This window comes from Variovorax sp. RA8, from assembly GCF_901827175.1.
GTDB lineage: Bacteria > Pseudomonadota > Gammaproteobacteria > Burkholderiales > Burkholderiaceae_C > Variovorax.
In genome coordinates this window covers 1,937,681-1,963,509 of the sequence record NZ_LR594662.1, presented here as the reverse complement: position 1 = coordinate 1,963,509, position 25,829 = coordinate 1,937,681, and the positions used below count along the sequence as shown (strand labels likewise).

21 protein-coding genes are annotated in these 25,829 nt (G+C 68.5%); 4 read left to right on the top strand and 17 right to left on the bottom strand.

The features are described 5' to 3' along the window. The first annotated feature begins 1 nt into the window (after position 1). The gene (locus E5P3_RS09365) at positions 2-1,633 is read left to right on the top strand and encodes an FAD-dependent oxidoreductase (protein ID WP_162585717.1); all 1,632 of its coding nucleotides are present in this window, start codon (positions 2-4) and stop codon (positions 1,631-1,633) included. A gap of 76 nt (positions 1,634-1,709) precedes the next feature. On the opposite strand, the gene E5P3_RS09360 is transcribed toward E5P3_RS09365, so the two are convergent. From E5P3_RS09360 to E5P3_RS09320, 9 genes are all read right to left on the bottom strand, one after another. Next, positions 1,710-3,317, bottom strand: coding sequence for an AMP-binding protein (locus E5P3_RS09360; protein ID WP_162585716.1), 1,608 nt, complete (start codon positions 3,315-3,317; stop codon positions 1,710-1,712). Positions 3,318-3,320: 3 nt separating this feature from the next. After that, positions 3,321-4,520, bottom strand: coding sequence for an acyl-CoA dehydrogenase family protein (locus E5P3_RS09355; protein ID WP_162585715.1), 1,200 nt, complete (start codon positions 4,518-4,520; stop codon positions 3,321-3,323). A gap of 14 nt (positions 4,521-4,534) precedes the next feature. Further along, positions 4,535-5,665 carry an acyl-CoA dehydrogenase family protein gene (locus E5P3_RS09350; protein ID WP_162585714.1) on the bottom strand — a complete coding sequence of 377 codons (1,131 nt, stop codon included), beginning with the start codon at positions 5,663-5,665 and terminating at the stop codon, positions 4,535-4,537. A gap of 37 nt (positions 5,666-5,702) precedes the next feature. Further along, the gene (locus tag E5P3_RS09345) at positions 5,703-6,407 is read right to left on the bottom strand and encodes an ABC transporter ATP-binding protein (protein WP_162585713.1); all 705 of its coding nucleotides are present in this window, start codon (positions 6,405-6,407) and stop codon (positions 5,703-5,705) included. Further along, positions 6,400-7,173 (bottom strand): ABC transporter ATP-binding protein, encoded by a 774-nt coding sequence (locus tag E5P3_RS09340; protein ID WP_162589610.1) that lies wholly within the window; start codon positions 7,171-7,173, stop codon positions 6,400-6,402. The genes E5P3_RS09345 and E5P3_RS09340 overlap by 8 nt, the downstream gene beginning before the upstream one ends. Beyond that, a complete protein-coding gene (locus E5P3_RS09335) occupies positions 7,170-9,152 on the bottom strand; it encodes an ABC transporter permease (protein WP_197893950.1) in 1,983 nt (660 codons plus the stop codon). The genes E5P3_RS09340 and E5P3_RS09335 overlap by 4 nt, the downstream gene beginning before the upstream one ends. A gap of 2 nt (positions 9,153-9,154) precedes the next feature. Then, the gene (locus tag E5P3_RS09330; protein ID WP_162585712.1) at positions 9,155-10,417 is read right to left on the bottom strand and encodes an ABC transporter substrate-binding protein; all 1,263 of its coding nucleotides are present in this window, start codon (positions 10,415-10,417) and stop codon (positions 9,155-9,157) included. 17 nt (positions 10,418-10,434) lie between these two features. Then, positions 10,435-11,685 carry an ABC transporter substrate-binding protein gene (locus tag E5P3_RS09325; RefSeq protein WP_162585711.1) on the bottom strand — a complete coding sequence of 417 codons (1,251 nt, stop codon included), beginning with the start codon at positions 11,683-11,685 and terminating at the stop codon, positions 10,435-10,437. Between the two features lie 224 nt (positions 11,686-11,909). Further along, the gene (locus E5P3_RS09320) at positions 11,910-12,812 is read right to left on the bottom strand and encodes a LysR family transcriptional regulator (protein WP_162585710.1); all 903 of its coding nucleotides are present in this window, start codon (positions 12,810-12,812) and stop codon (positions 11,910-11,912) included. Positions 12,813-12,990: 178 nt separating this feature from the next. Between E5P3_RS09320 and E5P3_RS09315 the strand changes: the two genes are divergently transcribed. Continuing rightward, a complete protein-coding gene (locus tag E5P3_RS09315) occupies positions 12,991-14,055 on the top strand; it encodes a phosphotransferase (protein WP_232073061.1) in 1,065 nt (354 codons plus the stop codon). Positions 14,056-14,062: 7 nt separating this feature from the next. Next, positions 14,063-14,776, top strand: a complete 714-nt coding sequence (locus tag E5P3_RS09310; protein ID WP_162585708.1) for a hypothetical protein — start codon at positions 14,063-14,065, stop codon at positions 14,774-14,776. 15 nt (positions 14,777-14,791) lie between these two features. Here E5P3_RS09310 and E5P3_RS09305 read toward each other — a convergent pair whose 3' ends face one another. Then, entirely contained in the window at positions 14,792-15,967 is a 1,176-nt protein-coding gene (locus tag E5P3_RS09305) for an acetyl-CoA C-acyltransferase (RefSeq protein WP_162585707.1), read from the bottom strand. A gap of 35 nt (positions 15,968-16,002) precedes the next feature. Beyond that, on the bottom strand, positions 16,003-18,096 hold the full coding sequence (locus E5P3_RS09300; RefSeq protein WP_162585706.1) for a 3-hydroxyacyl-CoA dehydrogenase NAD-binding domain-containing protein: 2,094 nt from the start codon (positions 18,094-18,096) through the stop codon (positions 16,003-16,005). A gap of 178 nt (positions 18,097-18,274) precedes the next feature. On the opposite strand from E5P3_RS09300, the gene E5P3_RS09295 reads away from it, so the two are divergent. Continuing rightward, positions 18,275-19,516 (top strand): acyl-CoA dehydrogenase family protein, encoded by a 1,242-nt coding sequence (locus E5P3_RS09295; RefSeq protein ID WP_162589609.1) that lies wholly within the window; start codon positions 18,275-18,277, stop codon positions 19,514-19,516. A gap of 34 nt (positions 19,517-19,550) precedes the next feature. On the opposite strand, the gene E5P3_RS09290 is transcribed toward E5P3_RS09295, so the two are convergent. From E5P3_RS09290 to E5P3_RS09265, 6 genes are all read right to left on the bottom strand, one after another. Continuing rightward, positions 19,551-21,212, bottom strand: coding sequence for an AMP-binding protein (locus tag E5P3_RS09290; protein ID WP_162585705.1), 1,662 nt, complete (start codon positions 21,210-21,212; stop codon positions 19,551-19,553). 197 nt (positions 21,213-21,409) lie between these two features. Further along, a complete protein-coding gene (locus E5P3_RS09285; protein ID WP_162585704.1) occupies positions 21,410-22,126 on the bottom strand; it encodes a GntR family transcriptional regulator in 717 nt (238 codons plus the stop codon). Between the two features lie 68 nt (positions 22,127-22,194). Next, the gene (locus E5P3_RS09280) at positions 22,195-23,013 is read right to left on the bottom strand and encodes an enoyl-CoA hydratase (protein WP_162585703.1); all 819 of its coding nucleotides are present in this window, start codon (positions 23,011-23,013) and stop codon (positions 22,195-22,197) included. Between the two features lie 20 nt (positions 23,014-23,033). Next, a complete protein-coding gene (locus E5P3_RS09275; RefSeq protein WP_162585702.1) occupies positions 23,034-23,804 on the bottom strand; it encodes an SDR family NAD(P)-dependent oxidoreductase in 771 nt (256 codons plus the stop codon). 11 nt (positions 23,805-23,815) lie between these two features. Next, positions 23,816-24,607: an enoyl-CoA hydratase-related protein gene (locus E5P3_RS09270; protein WP_162585701.1), complete on the bottom strand. Its 792-nt coding sequence runs from the start codon at positions 24,605-24,607 to the stop codon at positions 23,816-23,818. Between the two features lie 35 nt (positions 24,608-24,642). Then, positions 24,643-25,827: a CaiB/BaiF CoA transferase family protein gene (locus E5P3_RS09265; protein WP_162585700.1), complete on the bottom strand. Its 1,185-nt coding sequence runs from the start codon at positions 25,825-25,827 to the stop codon at positions 24,643-24,645. Positions 25,828-25,829: the final 2 nt, after the last annotated feature.

Sequence of the window (25,829 nt, the reverse complement as noted above, 5' to 3'; positions counted from 1 at the left end):
TATGAGCGCCAAGGAAGCGACCGCCGACATCGTCGTCATCGGCGGTGGGCTGGGCGGCGTGTCGGCCGCGCTCGCAGCAGCGCGGCTGGGTGCCACGGTGATCCTGGTCGAGGAGCTGGAATGGCTGGGCGGGCAGCTCACCGCGCAGGGCGTGCCGCCCGACGAGCATCCGTGGATCGAGTACCTGACAGGTTCGCAAAGCTACGCGACCCTGCGCGAGTCGATCCGCGCCTATTACCGGCGCCACCTGCCGCTCACGGAGGAAGCGCGCCGCCGCGTGCGGCTCAATCCGGGCCAGGGCAACGTCAGCTCGCTGTGTCATGAGCCCTGGGTGGCGGTGAAAGTCATCGACGAGATGCTCTCACCTCACATCGCGGGCGGCCGGGTCACCGTGCTGCGTCGGCACCGGACCTTGAGCGTCGATCGCAGCGGCGACTCCATTCGCGCGGCGCAGGTGCTCGACCTGCAGACCGGCGCCGAAGTGGTTCTGAACGCCAGGGTGTTCATCGACGCCACCGAAATCGGCGACTTGCTGCAGATGGCGGACGTGGAGCATGTGTTCGGCGCGGAAGCGCAGGCAGAGACCGGCGAACTCCATGCGTTGCCGGAAGCCGACCCTTTCGACCAGCAGGCCATGACCTGGTGCCTGGCGGCCGACTACCTGCCCGGCGAGGACCACACCATCGACAAGCCGAGCGACTACGAGCGGCTGCGCAAGCTGCAACTGCCTTGCTGGCCAGGTCCGCAATTGAGCTGGACGCTCAGCGACTTCGTGACCCACGAGCCGCGCGAGCGGCCATTGTTCGTGGGTCCCACCGACACCGAATCGCTCTACGACCTGTGGCACGCGCGGCGCATCGCCTACCGCCAGAACTTTGTGCCCGGCAGCTACCCGAGCGACATCACCCTAGTCAACTGGCCTCAGATCGACTACTGGGAAATGCCCGTCGTGGGCGTCTCGCCCGAAGCGCAGGCGCAGGCATTGCGCAAGGCGCGCGAACTGAGCTTGGCCTTCTTCTACTGGATGCAGACGGAGGCTCCGCGCCACGACGGCGGCCAGGGCTATCCCGGGCTGCGGCTGCGCGGCGACGTGCTGGGAACCGCAGACGGACTGGCCAAGCAGGCCTACTACCGCGAAGGCCGACGTATCAGGGCCGAGTTCACGGTGCTGGAGCAGCACATCGGCGTTGCGGCCCGGCCCGGTTCGAACTCGGCCGAGCGTTTCGAGGACAGCGTGGGCATCGGCGCCTACCGCATCGACCTGCACCCGAGCACACGTGGACGCGACACGGTCGACATCGATTCCTATCCCTTCCAGATTCCCCTGGGCGCCTTGTTACCCGAGCGCGTCGAGAACCTGCTTCCGGCCTGCAAGAACCTGGGCACCACACGGATCACCAATGGCGCCTGCCGCGAGCATGCGACCGAATGGAGCATCGGCGAAGCCTCAGGCACGCTGGCCGCCTTCGCACTGGCACGCAAGCAGCCGCTGCGCGCCGTTCGCTCGGACACGCATTCGCTGGGCGACTTCCAGCGCGTCCTGGAGCAGCAGGGCGTCTTGCTGTCCTGGCCCAGCTTCGGCGCACTGACGCCCACGAGGCGGGTGGGATATCAGTTCGCAAAGGGGAAATAGCGGGGGCCAAGGTCGAAGCCTGCCAAAGGCATCTTCGCCGTCATCGAGAGCTCTTGTCTGTTCTCGACGCCGTTGGCTACGGCTCTTTCAGCAGCCTGCGCAGCACCTTCCCCGTCCCGCTGGCCGGCAGGGATGCGCGGAACTCCAGCTGGCGCGGCACCTTGTAGTGGGACATGTTGTCGCGCGCCCAGCGCAGCAGTTCCGCGGCGTCGACGCCCTTCGCCTGCGGCACGACGAAGGCCTTGATCACCTCGCCCTTGTCGGCATCAGGCACGCCGATCACCGCGACCTGCCGCACGCCGGGGTGCAGGATCAGGATGGACTCGACCTCCTCGGGGAAGACGCTGTAGCCCGACACCTTGATCATCTCCTTCACGCGGCCGATGAAGGTGAGGTAGCCCTGGTCGTCCATCTTGCCGATGTCGCCGGTGTGGACCCATCCGTCGCGCAGCACTTCGGCTGTCGCGTCGGGCCGGTTCCAGTACCCGTGGAACACGCCACGGCTTCGCACCGCGATCTCTCCGCTCTCGCCGGGCGGAAGCGCACGGCCTTCGGGGTCGAGGATCTTCAGCTCGACCCCGCGGCCCGGGACGCCGTTGGTGCCCCAGCGCACGGCATCGCGCGGCATGAGCACGTCGTTGGTATGGGTCTCCGAAAGCCCGTAGCCCGCCTCGTAGACCAGGCAATCGTTGGCAAAGGCGCTCCAGCGGCGCGCCAGCTCCTCGGTGAGCTTGATGCCGAAGCTGGTCGCCATGGTGGTGTGCAGCGACGACAGGTCGAAGCGCTCGGCGCCCGGCTCGTTCATGGTCGACACCAGCATCGGCGCCATCGCGTACCACCAGCTCACGCGGTGCCGCTCGATCGCCTGGAGCACGGCCAGCGGGTCCATCCGGTTGAGCAGCACCACCGTGGCGCCGGTGTAGGCCAGCATGGTGACGCCGCAGATCATGCCGGCGATGTGATAAAGCGGTGCCACCGCCAGCATCACGTCGTCGGCGCGGATGCGGAACATGTCCTGCCCGACCGCCGTCTTGTAGAGCGCGTTGCGGTAGCTCAGCATGGCCCCCTTCGGCATGCCGGTGGTGCCGGAGGTGTAGGTCATCAGCGACACGTCGTCCATCGACAGCTGCACCGCCGGCGCGCTCACGTCGCCGGTGCGGGTCACGATCGCGTGGAAGTCGAGCGTGCCTTCGGGCAGCGGCGCACGCAGCGCCACCTCTTCGGGCAAGCGCAAGCTCGGCGTGTCCGGCAGGAGGTCGGCGTAGCGCACGCCGAACACATGCGGCACGCGCACCCGGTCGGCGACCGACTGGACGATCGGCACCAGGTGATCGGCCGCCACGATCGCCTTGGCGCCGAGGTCGCCGACCTGGTAGGCGAACTCGTGCGCCTTGAACATCGGGCTGCAGGGACTCACGATCGCCCCGATCTTCTGGATGCCGAAGTGCGCGATCAGGTACTGCGGGCAGTTCTGCATGAAGAGCGCCACCCGGTCGCCCTTGGCCACGCCGCGCTCGTGCAGCGCCTGGGCGAAGGCGTCGCTCCAGCGGTCGAGCTCGGCATAGCTGATGGCGCGGCCATACCACAGCAGTGCCACCTTGTCGGGCTGGCGGCGGGCGTGGCCGCGCAGGTACTCGTGCAAGGGCTGCTCGCCCTGGAGGTAGTCGATGTCGTCGTCGTTCATTCTCTACAGACCCAGTGCGTGCTTGGCCATGATGTTCTTCTGGATCTCCGTGCTGCCGCCATAGATGGTCATCGCACGGCAGAACAGGTAGGTGGCAACCGGCCCGAGCGCGTGCGCCGGCCCGATCGGCGCGTCGTCACCCCGGCCGAAGAGCGGCCCGGGCTGGTAGCGCAGGGCATCGGGGCCACTGGCCTGCACCAGCAGCTCGGTGATGCGCTGCGCAATCTCGGTGCCGCGGATCTTGATGAAGGACGACTTGCCCGGCCCCGCCGGCGCGCCTGCGTCCATGTCCGACAGCATCCGCAACAGGCCGATCTCGAGCGCCTTGAACTGCACCTCCACGGCGCCGACCTCGGCCATGAAGGTGGGGTCGTCGGCCAGCCGCTTTCCGTCGCTGCGCACCTCCGAGGCCACGCGGCGCAGCTTCTGAAGCTCCTGCGTGATGAAGCGCAGGTTGGCGTTCTCCACGCGCTCGTGCTCCAGCAGGAACTTCGCGTAGGTCCAGCCGCGGCCCTCATCGCCGATCAGGTTGCGCTTGGGCACCCGCGCGTCGTTGAAGAACACGGCATTGAGATAGTGGCGCCCGTCCATCATGCGGATCGGCTGCACCTCGACGCCCGGAGTCTTCATGTCGATGAGCAGGAAGGAGATGCCCTGCTGCCGCTTGGCTTGGCGGCCCGTGCGGACCAGGCAGAACATCCAGTCCGCATGGTGCGCGTACGAGGTCCAGATCTTCTGGCCGTTCACGATGTAGTGGTCGCCGCCGTCCTCGGCCGCCGTCTGCAGCGCCGCCAGGTCGGAGCCGGCACCGGGCTCGGAGTACCCCTGGCACCACCACACCGACGAATCGCGGATGGCCGGCAGGTGCTCGGCCTTCTGCTCGGGCGTGCCGAAGGTGTAGATGACGGGCCCCACCATGGCCGGCCCGAAGACCTGCAGCTCGGGGCAGTGCATCTCGCCGGCCACCCGGTTGAAGATGATGGTCTGCATCGGGCTCCAAGCATGGCCGCCGAACTCGCGCGGCCAGGCGCCGGTGAACCAGCCCTTGCGCCCGAGGATCTGCTGCCAGCGCATGAAGTCGTCGCGCCCGAGGTGCCGGTCCAGACGCACCTTCTCGCGTATGTCCTGCGGCAGCTCGCGCGCGATGAACTCGCGCACTTCCGCCTCGAAGGCCCGCTCCTGCGGGGAAAGATGGAGGTCCATGCAGTCGAACCTTCTCAGGCCTGCGCATAGCGCTGCAGGTGCCAGCTGCTGTCGCCGAAGCTGACGCCGATCATCGAGAGCCGCTTGAAGTAGTGGCCTACCGCGAGCTCCTCCGTCACGCCCATCGCGCCGTGAAGTTGCACCGCTTCCTGCCCCACCCGTCGCGCCGCGCGGTCGATCTCGATCTTGGTGGCCGACAGCGCCTTGCGGCGCGCGCCCGCGTCGGCCTCGCCCAGCATCAGCGCGCCGTACAACGCCATCGAGCGTGCCTCGTCCAGCGCGATGTACATGTCGACCATGCGGTGCTGGAGCGCCTGGTTGGTGCCGATCGGGCGGCCGAACTGCTGGCGGGTCTTCAGGTAGTCGAGCGTCATCTCTACCAGGGTGCTCATCGCGCCGACGGCTTCCGAGGCGATGGCGGCGATCGCCTGGTCGATCACGAGCTCGAGCACGGGCAGGGCGGTGCCCTCCTCGCCCAACCGGTGCGATGCATCGACGCGAACGCCCTCGAACACCAGGTCCGCGGCCCGGCTGCCGTCGTGCGTGGCATAGGGGCGCACCTCGAGCCCCGGTGCCTTGGCGTCGACCACCAGCGCGGTCAGTCCGGCGCGGTCCGAGGCCGGGCCCGAGCTCCGCGCGATCACGACATAGTGGTCCGCGGCAGCGCCGCCGTGCACCAGGGACTTGCGCCCGTCGATGCGATACCGCTGGCCCTCGCGCCGGGCCGTGGTCGCGCAGTGCGCCGTCTCGTAGCGCGACTCGGGTTCGGCATGGGCCAGCGCCAGCTTGTGCGCGCCGGTCATCATCGGCTGGAGCCAACTGGCCTTCTGATCGGTGCTGCCGAGGCCGGCCAGCACGCCACCGGCGAGCACGACGTTGGCCAGGTAGGGCTCCAGCAGCAGGCCGCGCCCGATGCCTTCCATCACGATGCCGGTATCGGTCGCGTCGCCGCCGATGCCGCCGTCCTCTTCACTGAAGGGCACGGCCAGCCAGCCGAAGTCGGCATAGCTGCGCCAGCAGTTCTCGTCGTGGCCGAGCTCGCTCGCGACCAGCTTGCGGCGGTGCGCGAAGTCGTATTCCTCGCGCACGAAGCGCTCGACGCTTTCGCGCAGCTGGTTCTGTTCGGGGGTGTACTGGAGATCCATGGGAAGTCTGGAAGTTGCTTGGAATGTCCGGTCGGGTTCAGAGCGCGAGGTAGCGCTGCTGGACGTCGGGGTGGCGGTCGAAGTGGTCCCAGTCGCCCTCGAAGACCACGCGGCCGGTGTCGATCACGTAGACGTACTGGGTGCAGCGGCGGGCGAACCAGATGTTCTGCTCGCACAGCAGCAGCGCCACGTTGCCCTCGGTGCAGGTGCGCACGACATCGCGCGCCATCTCCTCCACGATGATCGGCGCCAGCCCTTCGGTGGGCTCGTCGAGCAGCAGCAGCGTGGGGTTCGCGGCCATGGCGCGCGCCACGGCGAGCAGCTGCTGCTGGCCGCCGCTGAGCTGGCCGCCGTAGCGCTGCTGCAGCGGCGCCAGCATCGGGAAGCGGGCGATGATGTCCCCCACGGGAACCGCGGGCCGCGTGGCCGAGGCGCCGTAGCGCGCGATGGCGATGTTCTCCGCCACGGTGAGGTGCGTGAAGATGCGCCGGTCCTCCGGCACCAGCGACAGGCCCATGCGGGTGCGCTGGTGCGTCGGCACGCCATGCAGGTCGCGGCCGTCGAAGCGCAGGATGCCGCGCACGCGCGGCCCGGCGTTCATCACGCTCTTGAGCAGGGTCGACTTGCCGGCGCCGTTGCGCCCGAGCAGCGCGACGCGCTGGCCGGCTTTCACCGACACCTGTGCGCCATGCAGGATGTGGCTGTCGCCATAGAAGGCATCGAGTTCGCGGACTTCAAGCACCGAACATCTCCTTGCCGAGGTAGACCTCGCGCACTTTCGGATCGCTGCGCACCTGCCGGGCGGTGCCGGTCGACACCACCTCGCCGTAGTTCATGACCATGATCCGGTGGGCCAGCCCGAACACCACGTCCATGTCGTGCTCGGTCATGACCACGGTGATGCCGCGTTCCTTCTGCGTGCGCGCGACCAGCTGCGCGATGTCCGCCCGGTCGCTGGGCGACATGCCGGCGGTGGGCTCGTCGAGCATCAGGATGGTCGGCCTGCCGGCCAGGGCGATCACGAACTCGAGCCGCTTCTTGTCGCCGTGCGAGAGGAAGCGCGCCGCCTCCTGCGCCAGCGTGTGGAGCTTGACGTCCTCCAGCAGCGCCATGGCTTCGGCCCGCACGTCCGACGAGGGCGCGCAGCGCCAGCGCCCACCGAGCGGCTCGCCCCGGTACTGGCGGCGCGCCTCGACGGCGGCGATCACGTTGTCGAGCACGGTGAAATCGTGGAACACGCGCGCCACCTGGAAGGTGCGGCCGAAGCCCTGGCGCACGCGCTCGTGCGCCGGCAGCCGGGTCACGTCCTTGCCCTCGAAGCGGATGGTGCCGCCGTCGCAGGGCACTTCGCCGGTCATGACCTTGAACATGGTGGTCTTGCCGGCGCCGTTGGGCCCGATGATGGCGAAGACCTCCCCGCGCGCCGCCGACAGGCTCACGCCATGGAGTACCTCGATCGGGCCGTAGTTCTTGCGCACGCCGTCCACGCGCAGCAGCTCGTCGCTCATCGGGCACCTCCTGCCTCGAGCTTGCCGACAGCCGGCAAGCGCGCGTCGTGCGCCATGGGCTCATCCGCCGCATCGCCCGCGGGCACGCCCGTCCGCCGGCCCCACAGCCGCTCCTCCACGCTGCGCCAGAGCCCGACCGCGCCATTGGGCGCCAGCAGGATGATGGCGAGCAGCCCGGTGCCGACGATCAGCTCCGACAGCCCCACCAGCGTGCGCGTGGCATAGGTGATGGCGGCGAACAGTCCGGCACCCACCACCGGCCCCCAGAAGGAGCTGACACCGCCCAGCAGCGTGTTCAGCATCGGCTGGGCCGACGCCAGCCAGTGCACTTCTTCCACCGTCACGATGCGCGACCAGGGCGCGTACAGCGCGCCGGCGACCGCTGCGACCGCACCCGAGATGACAAAGGCCGCGAGCCGGTAGCGCGCGACGTGCGTGCCCATGAAGGCCGCGCGCTCCGCGTCCTGGCGCACTGTCTGCAGCGTGCGGCCGAAGCGGCTGTGAAGCAGCCACCAGAGGAAGGCGGTGATCAGCACCGTCGCCACCAGCAGGAACCAGTAGTACGCGCTGGAGCTGGTGAGGTCGATTCGCAGCAGGCCGAGGTCGAGGACCGGCCGCGGGATGTCGGTGATGCCGTCCTCGCGGCCCAGGAAGGTCGAGAAGCCGATGATGAGGCGCAGCGCCTCCGCCAGCGCCACCGTAAGCACGGCGAGGAACACGCCGCTCATGCGCCGCAGCGCCAGCACGCCGATGACCCAGGCCGCGCAAGCGCCGAACAGGGCCGCCGCCGCCAGCACGCCGAGGAAGGGCACCCCCGCGATGTGCCGCAGCGCCAGCGCGGCGAGGTAGGCGCCGATGGCGAAGAAGCCCGCATGCCCGAAGGACACCAGGCCGGTGTAGCCGAACAGGATGTTCCAGGAGAGCGCGAAGATCACCTGCACCAGGACTGTCCCGACCACGTACAGCGGCCCCGCATTCACCCACAACGGCAGGGTGGCCAGCATGCCGACCGTGGCGACGCCCAGCACCTGCCACACGCCGCGCGGGATGCGCGGGCGGTGCAGCGCGCCCGAGCCGTGGGCCTCGCTGCCGGATTCCGCCTGCGCGCCGACGGAGGGAAACAGGCCGTTGGGCTTCCAGAGCAGGAAGGCGGCCAGCACCACGTAGATCGCGAGACCGGGTACCGAGGGCAGGAGCACGGTGTTGAGGCTCTGCACCAGGCCCAGCACCAGCGAGCCGATGAAGGCGCCGCGGATGTTTCCGAGCCCGCCGATGATCACCGCGAAGAAGGCGTACATCAGGTAGGAGTCGCCCAGCCCGGTCGACAAGCTCTGGTTGGGCAGCAGCAGCCCGCCCGCGAGCCCGGCGAGGAAGAAGCTGGCCATCACGCTCAGCGCGATGCCGAAGGAGACGTTCAGGCCCAGCACGCCCGCCATCCAGGGGTCGGCCGCGAGTGCCTGCATCAGCTTGCCGAACCACATGCGGTGGATGGCGACCTCCAGCACGATGTAGACCAGCACCCCGGCCGCGATCACGAAGATCTGGTAAGCCGAGAAGAACATGCCGAAGGGGTTGAGCGGCTGGTCCAGGCCCGGCGGCGGATTGACGGAGAAGAAGTCGACGCCCCACACCAGCTTGGTCACGCCGGAGCAGACCATCATGAGCGCGAAGGTCGCGATCAGCACGTAGTGCGGATCGACGTTGCGCAGCCGGCGCAGCACGAGCCGGTCGGTCACCAGGCCCAGCAGCGCTACCACGATCCCGCCCACCAGCGCGGCGAGCAGGAACATCCAGAGCGACTGCACGTCGCGGCCCATCACCGAGTAGGCGGTGTAGGCGCCGATCATGAAGAAGCCGCCCTGCGCCATGTTGAGCAGGCGCATCAGCCCGAAGATGAGCGTGAGGCCGGCGGCGACGACGAAGATCGCCATGCCGAACGCCGCGGCATTGAACACCGCGAACATCAGTTCATTGATCACGCTCAGCCCTCGTACTTCTTGCCCGGCGACGGCGGCTCGACGATCTCGGTCTCGTCCAGGCGGACGACCTGCTCCAGGCCATAGCCCGGCGGCGTGTCGCGGGCGCCGATCTTGGCGAAGTAGAACGACCCGACGCCCTGGTGGTCTTCCTTGCGGATGCGGTACGGCCCTGCGGCCGTGTCGAATTGCAGGCCCTCGAGCGCCTGGATCACCGGCTCCGTCTCCGTCGAGTTGGCCTTCTTCACCGCGTGGAAGATGGCCAGCGCGGAGCGGTGCGAGGCCTGCACGATACCCGGCACATAGGGCGTGCCGGCCACCTTGAGGATGTACTCGCTCAGCTGCTTGCTGACGGGGAACTGGCTCTTGAAAGGCTCCAGCTCCGGCGCCCAGAAGGTTACGCCCCACAGGTTCTGCGGCGTCGACTTCTGCATCGCCTTGGCGATCAGCAGCTCAGTGCCTGCTTCGCCGATCACCTTGAACTTCTTGTCCATGCCCACGGCGCGGCCCTGCTGCAGCAAGCTGACGCAGGGCGCGGCCGTGAGACCGATGAACAGTCCCTGGGCGCCGGAGTTCATCAGGTTGTTGATCTCGATCTTGTAGTCGGCCTTGTTGAGGCTGGCGAACACCGGCTCGAGCACCTGGACCTTGCGTCCGGCCTTGGCTGCCGCGCCCATCACGCCGTGCCTGAAGTAGCGCGCGACGTCACGGCCGTTCTCGCTGTCGGGCGCGATCACGGCCCAGGTCTCCACATCGCTGAACTTGCTCGTCATCAGGTTGCCGATGCCGCCGTAGAGCATCAGCGCGTTGGAAGACAGGCGGAAGAAGTTGCGGCTGAAGTTCTCGTGCGTCACCGACATCACGCTCGGCGCGGGCGCCACCACCACGCTCTTGAGCTCGGCCAGGATGGGCGCGATGGCCAGGGCCATGGGCGACTGGCCGGCACCGATCGACAGGTTGACGCCCTCGCCCGCCAGCTCGCGCACCGCGCCGACCGCGCCGGCGCTGGTGAACTTGTCGTCGCGCACCACGATCTCGATCTGGCGGCCGAGCAGGCCGCCATTGGCATTCCATTGCATCTGCGCGGCCTTGATGCCGTTGAGCCAGGCTGCGCCGGCTTCGGCGCCGATGCCGCTCATCGGGAGCATGGCGCCGACCCGGATGGGGGCGCCCTGGGCGTGTGCCGAGGGGATGAACCGGGTGCCCGCGGCGCCCAGCAGGGTCGCCGCGCTGGCGGCTTGCACGAGGGTTCTGCGCTTGAGTGTCATGGTGATGTCCTTCGCACTCACAGCGAGATCGCCTTGCCCGGCGAAGGCGGTTCGGCCACGTCGGCTTCGTTGTAGGCAATGGCATCGAGAATGCCGTAGCCCGGCTCGGCATCGCGTGCGCCCACCTTCGCGATGTACGCGGTGCCCAGGCCCTGGTGGTCTTCCTTGCGCACGTGGTAGCTGCCGACTGCGGTGTCGAAGGTGAGCCCCTCGAGCGCGGCGATGACGGCGTCGGTCTCGGTGTTGCCCGCCTTCTGGATCGCGTTGAAGAGCGCGAGCGCGCAGCGGTGGCTGGACTGCACGATGCTCGGCGGGTTCTTGTCGCCGGTGAGCTTCACATAGCCTTCGTAGAGCGGCGTGCTCAGCGGGTTGCGCTGTCCTGCGTCGGTGCCCGGCACCCAGTAGCTGATGCTCCACAGGTTGGCGGGCGTGGACTTCTGCATCGCCTTGGCGATCATCAGCTCGGTGCCGGCGTCGCCGATCACCTTGAACTTCTTGTCCATGCCCACGGCGCGGCCCTGCTGCAGCAGGCTGATGCAGGGCGCGGCGGTGAGGCCGACGAACAGGCCCTGCGAGGGCGCGTTCATGAGGCTGTTGATCTCGACCTTGTAGTCGGCCTTGTTGAGGCTGGCGAACACCGGATCCAGCACCTTGACCTGGCGTCCGGCCTTGGCGGCTGCGCGCTGCACGCCGATGGTGAAGAAGCGCGCCATGTCGCGCCCGTTCTCGCTGTCGGGCACGATGCACGACCAGCTCTGCACTTCCTTGAAGCGGTCGGTGAGCATGTTGCCGATGCCGGCGAAGGCGATGTAGGCGTTCCAGGACAGGCGGAAGAAGTTGCGCTGGAAGTTCTCGTGCGTGAGCGACATCACGGTCGGGCACGGCGCGACCATCATGGCCTTGAGCTCGGGCAGGATGGGCGCGGTGGCCAGCGCCATCGGCGACTGCGAGCCGCCGATCAGCAGGTTGACCCCGCTGCCGGCCAGCTCGCGCGCCGCCGCAACGGCCCCTGCGCTGGTGAACTTGTCGTCGCGAACGACCAGTTCGACGGGGCGCTTGAGCACGCCGCCCTTCGCGTTCCACTGCTCCGCAGCAACCTTCGTGCCTGCCAGCCACGCGGCGCCGGCCTCGGCGCCGATGCCGCTCATCGGCAGCATCACGCCGATGCGAACCGGGCCGGCTTGTGCGCGGGCCGCTCGCACGGCGGGCAGGCCCAGCACGCCGACGGCTGCGGTGGACTGGAGGAAGTGGCGCCTTTTCATGGACATCGGTGTCTCCTGCGGTGACGCTCCGGAACAATCTCCGTCGCGTTATTTGTTATAACAGATTGAAATTTACAGGTTGAGTGGGGAGAGCCGTACTGGCGGAAACCCGCATGCGTGGATGCGGATCTGTTGGACTAGCGATCCTTCGTTGGATGCACGCCCGGCATGCGGTGCGGACCGGTCGACCCCACCCCAGCGCCTCCGCACCCCCACGCCATCAACGCCTTTCAGCGCACGCAGCAACGCATCAGCACATTGCGAAGCCACCGATTGGCCGCATCGTTATCGGTACTCGCATGCCAATACATGTACGCATCCATCGACGAGTGCGGCGCCGGAAACGCCAGCACCTGGTTGCCGAACTGCCGGTTGGCCATGTGCGCGTAGCTCTCCGGCATCGTGAGCACGAGGTCGGTCTCCGATACCGTGCGGCAAGCCGCAAAGTAGAACTGGCATCGCAGTGCGACCTGCCGCTGGACGCCCATGCGCCGCAGCTCGATGTCCTCGAAGCCGGGCCCCTGCCGGCGCGAGGTCACGAGGATGTGGCGCTGCGCCAGGTAGGTGTCCAGGTCCACCGAGCCATCGATGGCCGGATGCCCCTTGCGCACCACCACCGCCATGCCGTCGACGCTGATCCGCTTGAACTTGACGGCGTCCGACAACGGAAGAAGCACGTCCACCGCCAGGTCGAGCGTGCCGGCCGCGAGCTCGCTCTCCAGGCTGCGACGGTTGGCGCGCACGCTCGAAACCTCGACCTCCGGCGCCTCCATGGCCAGCGCGCGCATCAGCGGCGACATCACCGTCGACTCCATGAAGTCGCGCAGCCCGATCACGAAGCGCTTCCTCGCCACGGCGGGCTCGAAACTCTGCGTGTCGTTCAGCAGCGAGCCGATCGACTGCAGCGATCCGCGCAGGGGGTCGATCAGGCGCTTGGTCAGCGGCGTGGGCACCATCCGGTGACCCTGCCGCTCGAACAGCGGATCGTTGAACAGGTCACGCAGGCGCGCCAGCGCATGGCTGATGGCCGGCTGCGTCAGGTGCAGCTTCTCGGCCGCCTTGGTGATGCCGCCTTCTGTGTAGATGGTGTCCAGCACCACGAGCAGGTTGAGGTCGACTCTCGAGATATGCATTCGCTGTATCCAGGTCTATTCCAAGCATTCATTGGCTTCTCCGGGGGCGGTGCCCTTAGGCTGTCTCCCGAGAGAACGCGCACCATCATGCCGCGAGACGGCCTTCACCTGCATTCACCGAGGAGACAAGCCCCATGACCCCTTTGATCCGCCGATCGCCGCGCGGACCCGCCGCCCCGTGACCGAGGCGTTCAGCGGCACGACGGAGGTCCACGAGCGCCACCGCTTCGACGAAGCATCCCTGCAGCGCTGGTTCGCCTCGCACGTCGATAACCGGGCCGGCGCAGGCTTTCGCGTCTCGCAGTTCAAGGGCGGCCAGTCGAATCCGACCTTCCTGGTCGAGACCGGTGACCGCCGCTATGTCGTGCGCCGAAAGCCGACGGGCACGCTGCTGCCCTCGGCCCACGCCGTCGATCGCGAGTTCCGGGTCATGAAGGCGCTCGCCGATACCGACGTGCCGGTCCCTCGCGTGCATGCGCTGTGCGAGGACCACGCCGTCATCGGCACCGCGTTCTACGTGATGGACTACATGGATGGCCGCATCCTGTGGGACCCGCGGCTGCCAGGCGCGAGCGCGGACGAACGCGGCCGGATCTGCGACGAGATGAACAGGGTCATGGCTGCGCTGCACGAGGTCGACGTGGACGCAGCCGGTCTCGATGACTACGGGCGCCCCGGCAACTACATCGAACGCCAGATCGCGCGCTGGAGCCGCCAGTACCGCGCCAGCGAGACCGAGTGCATCGAAGCCGTGGAGAAGCTCATCGAATGGCTCCCACGACACGTGCCGAAGGAAGCGGCGACGCGCATCGTGCATGGCGACTTCCGCCTCGACAACGTGGTGTTCGCGCACAATTCGCCGCGCATCATCGCCGTGCTCGACTGGGAGCTCTCGACGCTGGGCGACCCGATGGCGGACTTCGCCTACCACTGCATGGCCTGGCAACTGCCGCCGCCGTTTCGCGGGCTCGGCGACCTCTCTGCCAGCCAGCTGCAGGCACTGGGGCTGCCTTCCGAACAAGGCTACCTCGCACGCTATTGCGACCGGCGCAGGCTCCCGCCCGTGACGCAGGCAGCATGGCGCTTCTACACCGCCTTCAACCTGTTCCGCGCCGCCGCCATCGCGCAAGGCATCATGGGCCGCGCGCTGGCGGGGAATGCCTCGAATGCGCACGCGCTCGACGCCGGCCGCCAGGCGCGGCAACTGGCCGTGCTCGGCTGGCAGCACGCCGCACAGGCCTGATCGCGAGATGCCGCCGGTCCTACATCCGCCCTGCTTCCGCGGCTTGCGCTTCGCCGCTGCCGATGCGGCGGCCGTGGCCTCGGTCTTCGACAAGGTCCTGGGCATTGCCGCCTTGCCGCCGCGCGCAGCCGCGGACTCATCGTGCGGGCGCTTCCTGCTCGACGACCAATGGCTCGAAGTCCGCACCGCGCCGGGCGACACCCTCGACCTGGGCTGCGACGATCTCGGCACGCAGCGCACGCACCTGCGGCGCCTCGGCATCGAGGCGTTCGACGGTTCGGCGCTGGGCTGCACGCCACGCCTTCGGGTCGACGCCATGGATACCGGGGCCTGCACCGTCGACCTGCGCGAGCAGGCGGCACCAGCAGGTTCGGCCGAGGCCGGCCGCGCGACAGCCGGAGCTGGCGCCGACCGGCTCTGCGGCTTGGAGCTGGCGGTCCGCGCGCCCGAGCGCGTTGCCCTTCACTGGGCCCAACTGTTCCATGCGAGGCCCTCGCGCGACGACGGCGGACTGCCTCGGGTCGCCCTCGCCCGCTTCGACCTTCGCTTCGCCTTGGCCGCGGACGGGCGCACGGGCGTGACCGCGCTGGAATTCGCCGCCGCCGAACTCGCGCCGCTGGTGCGCAACGCGTCGGCGCAAGGCTTCGATGTCTGCGCGGACGCCCGGCGCGCTGCATTCTGCGCCCAGGGCATCGCGTTCCGCCTCCGATCCGACCCGTAGGCGACCCGGGGGCGCTCAAAGCACCTCGAACACCCCCGCCGCACCCATCCCGCCGCCGATGCACATCGTCACCACCACCTTCTTCGCGCCGCGGCGCTTGCCCTCGATCAGCGCGTGCCCGGTCAGCCGCTGGCCGCTCACGCCGTAGGGGTGGCCCACCGCGATGGCGCCGCCGTTGACGTTCAGCCGGTCGCCGGGAATGCCCAGCTTGTCGCGGCAGTAGATCACCTGCACCGCAAAGGCCTCGTTGAGTTCCCACAGGTCGATGTCTTCGATCTTCAGGCCCAGGCGCTTGAGCACCTTGGGGATCGCGAACACCGGGCCGATGCCCATCTCGTCGGGCTCGCAGCCCGCGACCGCGAAGCCGAGGAAGCGGCCCAGCGGCTTCAGGCCCTTCTTCTCGGCGTAGCTCTCCTCCATCACCACGCAGGCGCCGCCGCCGTCGGAGAACTGGCTGGCGTTGCCCGCAGAGATCAGGCCGCCGGGGATGGCCGGGCGGATGCCGCTGATGCCTTCCTTGGTGGTGCCGGGGCGGATGCCCTCGTCGTTCTCTACCGTGACTTCCTTGGTGCGCAGGCCCAGCACCGGGTCGGCCACGCCGGCCAGCACGGTGATGGGGGCGATCTCGTCCTTGAACAGGCCCTTCTCCAGCGCGGCGGCGGCCTTCTGCTGGCTGGCGGCGCCGTACTCGTCCATGGCGTCGCGGCCGATGTCGTAGCGCTTGGCCACCTGCTCGGCGGTCTGCAGCATGTTCCAGTAGATCTCGGGCTTGTGCTTGACCAGCCAGGGGTCGGCCAGCATGTGCTTGTTCATCTCGTTCTGCACGCAGGAGATGCTCTCGACGCCACCGGCCACGTAGACCTCGCCCTCGCCGGCCACGATGCGCTGCGCGGCGGTGGCGATGGTCTGCAGGCCCGAGGAGCAGAAGCGGTTGATGGTCATGCCCGCGGTGGTGATGGGCAGGCCGGCACGCAGGGCGATCTGGCGCGCGATGTTGGCGCCGGTGGCGCCCTCGGGGTTGGCGCAGCCCATGATGACGTCGTCGACCTCCGCGGCGTCGATGCCGGCGCGCGCCACGGCGTGCTGCACGGCATGGCCGCCGAGGGTGGCGCCGTGCGTCATGTTGAAGGCGCCTTTCCAGCTCTTGGCGAGCGGGGTGCGGGCGGTGGAGACGATGACGGCACGGGTCATGGTGAGGTCCTTTGCAAGGAAATGAGGATGGGGATTCAGCCGAACTGCCTGCCTTCGGCCACCAGCTTCCGGATCAGCGGCGCGGGCTGCCAGAACGCCGCGTCGTCGCGCGGGTTCCTCGCGAAGCGCTTCATCGCCTCGGCCACGTTGAAGAGTCCGACCTGGTTGGCGTAGTGCATGGGGCCGCCGCGCCAGATGGGGAAGCCGTAGCCGGTGAGGTAGACCATGTCGATGTCGCCCGACTTGGAAGCGATGCCGTCCTCCAGGATGTGCGCGCCCTCGTTGACCAGCGCGTAGACCAGGCGCTGCACGATCTCCTCGTCGGAGATCTTGCGCGGCGTGATGCCGAGCTCCTTGCGGTGGTCCTCGATCATCTTGTTGACGAGCTGCGACGGGATCGCGTCGCGCTTGCCCGCCTGGTAGTCGTACCACCCTGCCCCGGTCTTCTGGCCGAAGCGGCCGAGCTCGCACAGCTTGTCGGCGGTGCGGCTGTACTTCATGTCGGGATGCTCGACGGCCCGGCGCTTGCGGATCGCCCAGCCGATGTCGTTGCCGGCCAGGTCGCCCATGCGGAAGGGGCCCATGGCGAAGCCGAACTTCTCGATGGCGCGGTCCACCTGCTGCGGGGTGGCGCCCTCGTCGAGGAGGAAGCCGGCCTGGCGCGAGTACTGCTCGATCATGCGGTTGCCGATGAAGCCGTCGCACACGCCGGAGACCACCGCCGTCTTCTTGATCTTCTTGGCGACGCCCATGACGGTGGCGAGCACGTCCTTGGCGGTGTGCTTGCCGCGCACGACCTCCAACAGCTTCATCACGTTGGCGGGGCTGAAGAAGTGCATGCCGACGACGTCCTGCGGGCGCTTGGTGAAGGCGGCGATCTTGTCGACGTCGAGGGTGGAGGTGTTGGACGCGAGGATGGCCCCGGGCTTGGCGACGCGGTCGAGTTCCTTGAAGACCTTCTCCTTGACGCCCAGCTCCTCGAAGACGGCCTCGATGATGAGGTCGGCGTCCTTCAGGTCGTTGTAGTCCAGCGTGGTGGACAGCAGCGCCATGCGCTGCTCGTACTTGTCGGCCTGGAGCTTGCCCTTCTTGACCTGGGCCTCGTAGTTCTTGCGGATGGTGGCGATGCCGCGGTCCAGGGCCTCCTGCTTCATCTCGAGGATCTTGACGGGGATGCCGGCGTTGAGGAAGTTCATGGTGATGCCGCCTCCCATGGTGCCGGCACCGATCACGCCGACAGATTGGATGGGGCGCTGGGGCGTGTCTTCGGGCACGTCCGCGATCTTGCTGGCCGCGCGTTCGGCGAAGAACGCATTGCGCAGTGCGGCGCTCTCCGGCGTCCACACGAGCTCGATGATCGCGGCGCGCTCATAGTCGACGGCCGCGTCGAAGTCCAGGCGCACCGACTGCGCAACGCAGTCCAGGCAGCGAAGCGGCGCCGGGTAGTTGCGCGAGCTGGCCGCCACCATGTTGCGCGCGAACCGCAGGTAGGCCTCGGCGTTCGGATGCTCGACCTTCAGGTCGCGGGAGCGCGGCAGCGGCCGAACCTGCGCCTTGGCGCGCGCGAACTCGATCGCTGCGGCCACGACGTCCTCCCGGACGAGCCGGTCGAACAGCTTCTGCGACGGCAGCTCGACCAAGGCATCGCTCATCACCGTGTTGCCGGTCACGATCATGTTGAGTGCGGCTTCGAGCCCGATCAGGCGCGGCAGCCGCTGGGTGCCGGTCGCGCCGGGCAGGATGCCGATGCGCACCTCGGGCAATGCGACCTGCGTGCCGCTCTGCACGACGCGGTAGTGGCAGCCCATGGCCAGCTCGAGCCCGCCGCCCATCACGACGCCATGGAGCGCCGCCACCACGGGCTTGGTGCAGCCTTCGACCAGGCGGATCACGTCCACCAGCTCCGGCGACGCGGTCGCTTCGGGTTTGTTGAACTCGCGGATATCGGCACCGCCGCAGAACGCGCGTCCCTTCCCGGTCAGCACGACCGCGAGGACCTCGGCATCGTCCTGCGCACGCGAGATGGATTCCGCGATGAACCGGCGGTTGCCCAGGCCCAGGCTGTTGACGGGGGGATTGTCCATTGTGACGACGGCAATGCCGTCGCGCACTTCGTAGCTGGCTGTCACGTAGGTTCCTTTCGCCATTGGATGCGCACCGATGTTCCTTCAGCCGCCGCTGCAGCTGCATCAACAAGGCGCATGCGCCGGATGAAAAGCCTTCATGCCCGACAGCCCACGGCGCGGCCGGGTCCGGGCACCATCGAGTCATCCCCACTCCGCTGGCAATCCACGCACCTCCGACACCATGCAGTTCGAATACACGCCCAAGGTCCAGGACCTCCGCACCCGCCTCCTCGCCTTCATGGACGAGCACATCTACCCCAACGAGAAGCGGCGCGAGGAGGAAGCCCAGCAGTCGTGGCTCAATGCCCGCGATGGCGGCAGCTACACGACCCTGCCGCTGATGGAGGAGCTCAAGCCGAAGGCGCGCGCCGCCGGCCTGTGGAACCTGTTCCTGCCCGAAGGCGGCCATGGCGCCGGCCTGACGAACCTCGAGTACGCGCCGCTGTGCGAGATCATGGGCCGCCGCTACTGGTGTGCCGAAGCTTTCAACTGCAGCGCGCCCGACACCGGCAACACCGAGGTCATCGCGCGCTACGGCTCGCCCGAGCAGCAGGAGCGCTGGCTGCGGCCGATGCTCGACGGCGAGATCCGCTCCTCCTTCGCGATGACGGAACCGGCGGTCGCCTCGTCGGACGCCACCAATATCGAATGCAGCATTCGCCGGGACGGCGACGACTACGTGATCAACGGGCGCAAGTGGTACATCACGGGCGCGATGAACGAGCGCTGCAAGCTCTTCATCCTGATGGGCAAGACCGACCCCGACAACGCCGACCGGCACCGCCAGCAGTCGATGATCATCGTGCCGCGCGACACGCCCGGCGTGACCGTGCTGCGCGACATGGCGCTCATGGGCCACTACGACGCGCCCTTCGGCCACCCCGAGGTGCTGTTCGAGAACGTCCGGGTTCCGGCATCGAACCTGCTGCTGGGCGAAGGGCGCGGCTTCGAGATTGCCCAGGGCCGCCTGGGCCCGGGGCGCATCCACCACTGCATGCGCATGATCGGCATGGCCGAGTCGGCGTTGGAGATGATGTGCGAGCGCGTGGTCTCGCGCGTCGCCTTCGGCAAGCCGCTGTCGGAGCAGGGCGTCTGGCGCGAGCGGATCGCGAAGGCGCGGATGCTGATTGACCAGACGCGCTGGATGGTGCTGCATGCCGCGTGGCGCATGGACACGGTGGGCAACAAGGTGGCGGCCAAGGAGATCGCGATGATCAAGGTCATCGCGCCCAACAACTGCGTGCAGGTGATCGACGACGCGATGCAGGCCTTCGGCGCGGCCGGCCTGAGCCAGGACACGCTGCTGACCTCCTTCTATGCCTATGCGCGCCACCTGCGGGTCGCCGACGGCCCGGACGAGGTGCACCGCAACGCGATCGCCAAGCACGAGCTCGCGGGCTACCGCGCCGCCGCGGTGCGCTGAACGGAAGACAGCGAACGGGGCCGTGCGCCCCTTTTCAGTTGATCGCCATCGATGCGGCCGGATCGTGCAGCATCCGGCGCAGCAGCTTGCCGCTTTCGGACGACGGCAGGCCGCTGCGGAAGATCACGGTGCGCGGCACCTTGTAGTGCGACATGTGCTGCAAGCACCACTCGATGATCTTCTGGTCGACGCGGTCGGCCTGCTGGCCGGCGCGCACGCGGGCGGCCGCCTCCTCCTTCAGCACCACGTAGGCCTGGACAGCCTCGCCGCGGTCGGGGTCGGGCAGGCCGACCACCGCGGCCTGGCGCACGTCGGGATGCAGGGCGAGGATGGCCTCGACCTCCTCCGGGAACACGCTGTAGCTCCAGACCTTGATCATTTCCTTGGTGCGGCCCAGGAAGGTCAGGTAGCCTTCCTCGTCGACCACGCCGACGTCGCCGGTGCGAAGCCAGCCGTCGAGCAGCATGGCCTGCGTGACAGCCGGCTGCAGCCAGTAGCCCTTGTAGCGGATGGGGCTGCGCAGCAGGATCTCGCCGCGCTGGCCGGCCGGCAGGTCGCGGCCGGTCTCGGGGTCGACGATGCGCAGCTCCACGCCGGGGGCGGGCTTGCCGTTGGTGCCCCACTTGATGGCATCGGGCGGCATCAGCGTGTCGCACGTGTGGGTCTCGCTCAGGCCGTAGCCGGCCTCGTAGACGAGGCATTCGTTCGCGAAGCGGCTCCAGCGCCGCGCGAGCAATTCGCTCAGTTGCACACCGAAGCTCGTGCCCACCGTGGTGCGCAGCGAAGACAGGTCGAAGGTGGTGGCATCATCACAGGCCATCACCGAAGGCAGCGAGGGGGCCATGGTGTACCACCAGCTCACCCGGCAGGCCTCGATGGCCTGCAGCACCGCGGTGGCGTCGAAGCGGCGCAGCAGCACGACGGTGGCGCCGCAGTAGATCGGCAGCGCAAGGCCGGTCATCATGCCGGAGATGTGGTGCAGCGCGACGTCGGCCAGCATGACGTCCGTTTCACCCAGCCGGAAGCCGTCCGCGCTCACCGCGGTCTTGTAGAGCGCGCACTCGAAGCTGATCATCGCGCCCTTGGGCAGGCCGGTGCTGCCGGAGGTGTAGGCCATGAGGCAGACATCGTCCATCGCGATCGTGTCGACCGGCGTGAACGGGCCCGCCTCCGCCAGCGCGTCGGCGAAGTCGATCACGCAGGCCGGCAGGGGCGGTGCGGGCTCATGGCGCAGACGAATGCCGGGCGGCACGTCCATGGCCAGTGTCGCGGGCAGCATGTCGCCATAGCGCACCGCATAGACATGGGCGACGGTGCGCAGGGCGCGAGAGCCGAGCACGACCTTGAGCAGTTCCTCGCCCGCGACGATGGCGCTGGCGTCGAGTTCGGTCAGCTGGTGCTCGAGCTCGTAGGCACGCGCGTCGGGGTTGCACGGGCTCACGATCGCACCGAGCTTCTGCACGCCGAAGTGCGCGATGAGGTACTGCGGACAGTTGTGCAGGAAAAGCGCCACCACGTCGCCCTGGCCGATGCCTCGCTCGCGCAGGCTCTGGGCGAAGCGATCGCTCAGGTCATCGAGCTCGGCGTAGCTGATGCGCCGCCCATACCAGACCAAGGCGGGCTTGTCGGGTGTCCTGCGGGCATGCTCCCGCAAATACTCGTGCAGCGGCCTTTGGCCGTGGCGGTAGGCGATCATCCTGGCGTGTCTCCGGTCGATTGCGCATTTCCGGGCTGGCCCGCGAAGCGAGGCGCCCGTTTTTTTCTTTTGCGATCATGCGGCCACGCGCCGGCTGCGGCAAGTGAACCCCAATGAATATTGGGCATTCAGGTCCATTTCCCTGGTGCATGGACCCGCGGCGCGCCGGTGGCGCGCACGTACCTTGGGCTGGCGCCTCAGGCGGCCTGGCGGGCCGCGCGCCGCGCGGCCGGGGCGGGCTGCGCCGGCGCGTCCTCGCCGCGCTCGCGCAGGTACGCGAGGATCGGCGCGGTGGTGCGCTCGATCTCGTCGTGGATGCCGCGCCGGGCCACCTCGCCGTCGCGCTTGCGAAGCCCGCGCAGCACCATGTGATGCGGGTGCTGCTTGCGCGGCTGCCCCATCGCGTGCGTCTGCAGCGCCTTCATGAGCGGCCCGCACTGCAGCCAGAGGCTTTCGACCATGCGCTGCAGCACCGGCATGTCGGCCAGCGCGTAGATGCCCATGTGGAAGCGCTCCGATTCGAGCAGCTCGCCGGCCGTATCGCCCGCCTCGCGCAAGGCGGCCATGCGCTCGTGCAGCGCCTCGAGCTTCTTCACGTCCTCGCTGCCGGCATGCAGCGCCGCGCGTGCGGCCGCCTCGCCCTCGAGCATCAGTCGCAGTTCGCGCACCTCGGCAAAGCGCCGCTCGCTCATCACCGGCACCCGCACCGAGTGGTGCCCGACCTGCTCGAGCGCCTGCTCGGAGATCAGCCGCGCCAGCGCCTCGCGCACCGGCGTCGGGCTGATGCCCATCTCGGCCGCGAGATCGCGCAGCTTCAGCTTCTCGCCGGGCGCGAACCGGCCTGCCTTGAGGTCGCGGCAGAGGCGGCTGTACGCCTGTGCGTTGAGGCTGTCGCGGGTGAGGATGTCGTCCATGGGATGGGGAGCGTGGGGAAAGCGCGCTCTGTCAAATAGCTTATATGTTATTTCACGGCTGCCGCTCGTCAGCGGCCGGTGAACGCGGGAGGCCGCTTTTCCAGGAAGTGCGCCACGCCTTCGCGGAAATCCTCGCTGCCGAAAGAGGCTTGCATCTCCTCGTCGGCGCGGCGCCAGGCGGTGTCGAGGTCCTGGAACAGGCTGTCGTACACCTGCCGCTTGATCACGCCGATCGAGCGCGGCGAGGCGTTGTCGGTCATGTCCCTCGCGATGGCCTGGACGCGCGCGAGGAAGCCTTCGGCCGGCAGGGCCTTCACCAGTCCCACCGACGCAGCCTCGGCCGTGTCGAGCGTGCGCGCGGACAGGAGCAGGTCCAGCGCCTGGGTGGGCCCGATCAGCCGGGGCAGCATCCACGAGATGCCGTGCTCGGCGATCAGCCCGCGCTTGGCAAAGGCGGTGGTGAGCTTCCGGCCTTCGGCCATGTAGCGGAAATCGCAGAAGACGGCCATGCACAGGCCGATGCCGGCGATGGGCCCGTTGATGGCCACGAACAGCGGCTTGCGCACGCGCAGCAGGTAGCTGAAGCGCCAGGCGTAGTTGGCGTCGATGCCTGCAACCGCGGGCGCGGCCGGCGCTTCGGACGCGGCGCTGCCGGCCGCACCGGCCGCACCGGCCTCGAGGATGTCCATGTCGGCGCCGGCACAGAAGCCTCGGCCCGCACCGGTGACGACGATGGCGCGCACGGCTTCGTCGGCCTCGGCGGCTTCCACCGCCTGGCGGAACTCTGCTTCCATGCGGTGCGTCCACGCATTGAGCCGGTCGGGCCGGTTCAGCGTGACGGTTCGGATGCGGCCTTCGGTCACGACGGTGATGTCCTGGTAGGTCATTGAATGCTCCCGCGCGGCCTTCAGGCCTCGCCGCCGATGGTGGCGCCGCCGTCGATCACGATCGTCGTGCCGGTGATGAAGCGCCCGGCATCGGAGCCGAGCAGCAACGCCGCACCGGCGATGTCCTCCGGATCTCCGATGGCGTTGAGCGGACTGGAAGCCAGCGCGGCGGCCAGCGTCTGCGGGTTGTCCCACAGCGCCTTGGCGAAGTCGGTCTTGATGAGGCCGGGCGCAATGCAGTTGGTCCGAACGCCCTGCTTGCCCCATTCGAGCGCGAGGTTGCGCGCCAGCTGCATGTCGGCCGCCTTGGAGATCGCGTAGGCGCCCAGCACCCGCGACCCCGTCAAGCCCGCGATCGAACTGATGATCACGATCGAGCCGCCGCCCCGCTCTGCCATGCCCGGCGCCACGCGGTTGACCAGCCAGAGGTTGGAGCGGATGTTCACGTCCATCACCTTGGAGAACGCCTCGTCGGTGATGCCCGACATCGGCCCGTAGTACGGGTTGACGGCGGCGTTGCAGACCAGCACGTCGACCGGCCCGTACGCCTTCTCGGTCTGGTCGACCAGCGCGGCGACCTGCTCCTTGCCGGAGATATTGCACGCGATGGCCATCGCTTCCAGCCCTTCGCCGCGCAGTTGCTCGACGACGGCATTGCAGGCGTCCAGCTTCCGGCTTGTGACGACGACACGCGCCCCAGCGCGGGCGTAGGCGATGGCGATGGCGCGGCCGATGCCGCGGGACGAACCGGTGACGATGGCGGTCTTGCCCTTGAGAGAAAAGCGGTCCATGACGGGCTCCTTCAGCGATTGACGAACTTCGGCGCGCGCTTCTCGACGAAGGCGCGGGCCGCTTCCTGGTGGTCTTCGGTCATGCCGCAGCGGATGTGCCGGATGGCCTCGTGGTCGAGCGCCTGCGCCAGCGTGGCGCCCTGCTCCGCGGCATTGAGGTTGGCCTTGATGTGGCCCAGCGTGATCGACGGGCCATCGGCGAGCTGCTGCGCGAGCGCGCGGCCCTCGGCGTCGAGCTCGGCGTCTGCGACGACGCGGGTGACAAGGCCGAGCGCAAGCGCCTCGTCCGCCTTGAGCACGGGCGACAGCAACGCAAAGGCCCGCGCGCGCGGCCCCAGCAGGTGGGTCAGGAAGTAGGTGCTGCCGAAATCGCCCGACAGCCCGACCTTGGCGAAGGCCGAGGTGAGCTTGAGCGTGTCGCTCGCCAGCAGCAGGTCGCAGGCCAGCGCGAGCGACAGGCCCGCGCCCGCCACCGCGCCGCGGGCGACGGCGATGGTCGGCTTGGACATCTCGTGGAGCAGGCGAGAACACTCCATGTGCTCGCGCAGCTGGAGCGTGCGCGACTCGAGTGTTTGCGGTGCCGCGTCATCCTCCGCCATGGCCTTGACGTCGCCGCCGGCGCAGAAAGCACGCCCAGCACCGGTCAGCACCACGGCACGCACGCGCTGGTCGACGGCGGCACGGCGCAGCGCCTCGAGCAGTGCCTCGGTCATGGGCACCGTCAGTGCGTTCAGGCGCTCGGGCCTGTTGAGGGTGAGCGTCAGTACGCCCTGTTCGAGATGCTCGATGAGTTCGGTGGTCAAGTGCCGGTCTCCTGCGGATGGTGGTGGGGTGTTGATCAGAGGGCGCCTTCGGCCTCGAGCGCGGCTACCTGCCCGGCTCGCATGCCGAGCCACCGCTGCAGTACCTCGGCGTTGTGCTCGCCCACCGCCGGCATCGCGCGCTCGATGGCGAGTGGGGTACCCGAGAGGTGGATGGTCACGCCCTGCACGGGAACGTTCACGCCGCCGAAGGGAATGTCGGCGATGGCGCCGCGATGGCGCAGTTGCGGGTTGTCGACCACCTCGTCGAGGGTCGCGACCTTGGCGCAGGGCACGCCCTCGGCTTCGAGGCGCGCGACGATCTCGTCGGCCTCGTGCGACAGCATCCACGCGGCCACGGCGTCCTCGACCGCGTCGCGGTGCTCGAGCCGGGAGGCCATAGAGGCAAAGCGCGGGTCGTCCAGCAGCGCGGGCTGCTTCATCGCGCGCACGACGCGCGGGAACATGTTGTCGTCGCCGCCGACCATCAGCACATAGCGGCCGTCGCCCGTGCGGAAGGTGTTCGACGGCGCCACGAAGCGGTCGCGGCTGCCGACGCGCGTCATCGTGGTGCCGAAGAGCTTCTGCTGCGGGATCGCCGTCATGAGCATGGACGTGGCGCTCTCCAGCAGCGACACGTCGACGAGTTGCCCCTCGCCCGAGGCGTGGCGGGCATGGAGCGCCGCAAGAATGCCGAGCGCGGTGTACATCCCGGTCGTGTAGTCGCACATGAACGAGCCGATCATCGTGGGCGGTCCGTCCTCCTGGCCGGTCATGTCCATCAGGCCGCTCATGGCCTGTGCCACGCCGTCGAAGCATTGCTTGGTGGCGAGCGGACCATCCTGGCCGAAGCCCGAGATGCGCGCCATGATCAGGCGCGGATTGAGCGCATGGACCGCCTCCCAGCCGAGCCCCATCTGCTCCATCGTGCCCGGGCGGAAATTCTCGACCAGCACGTCGGCGCGGGCGACCAGCTCGCGCAGGACCTGCAGCCCGGCCGGGCTGCGCAGGTCGATGGCCAGGCTCTTCTTGTTCCGGTTGACGATGAAGGTGTAGAGGCTCTGCCCGTTGACGGCCGGCGATGCGCGGCGGGCGTACTCGCCGTCGCCGGGCGGCTCGATCTTCACCACTTCGGCACCCATGTCGCCCAGCATCATGGCGCAGTAGGGCCCGGCGATGAAGCGCGAGAGGTCGAGCACGCGCAGTCCAGCAAGCGATGTCATGT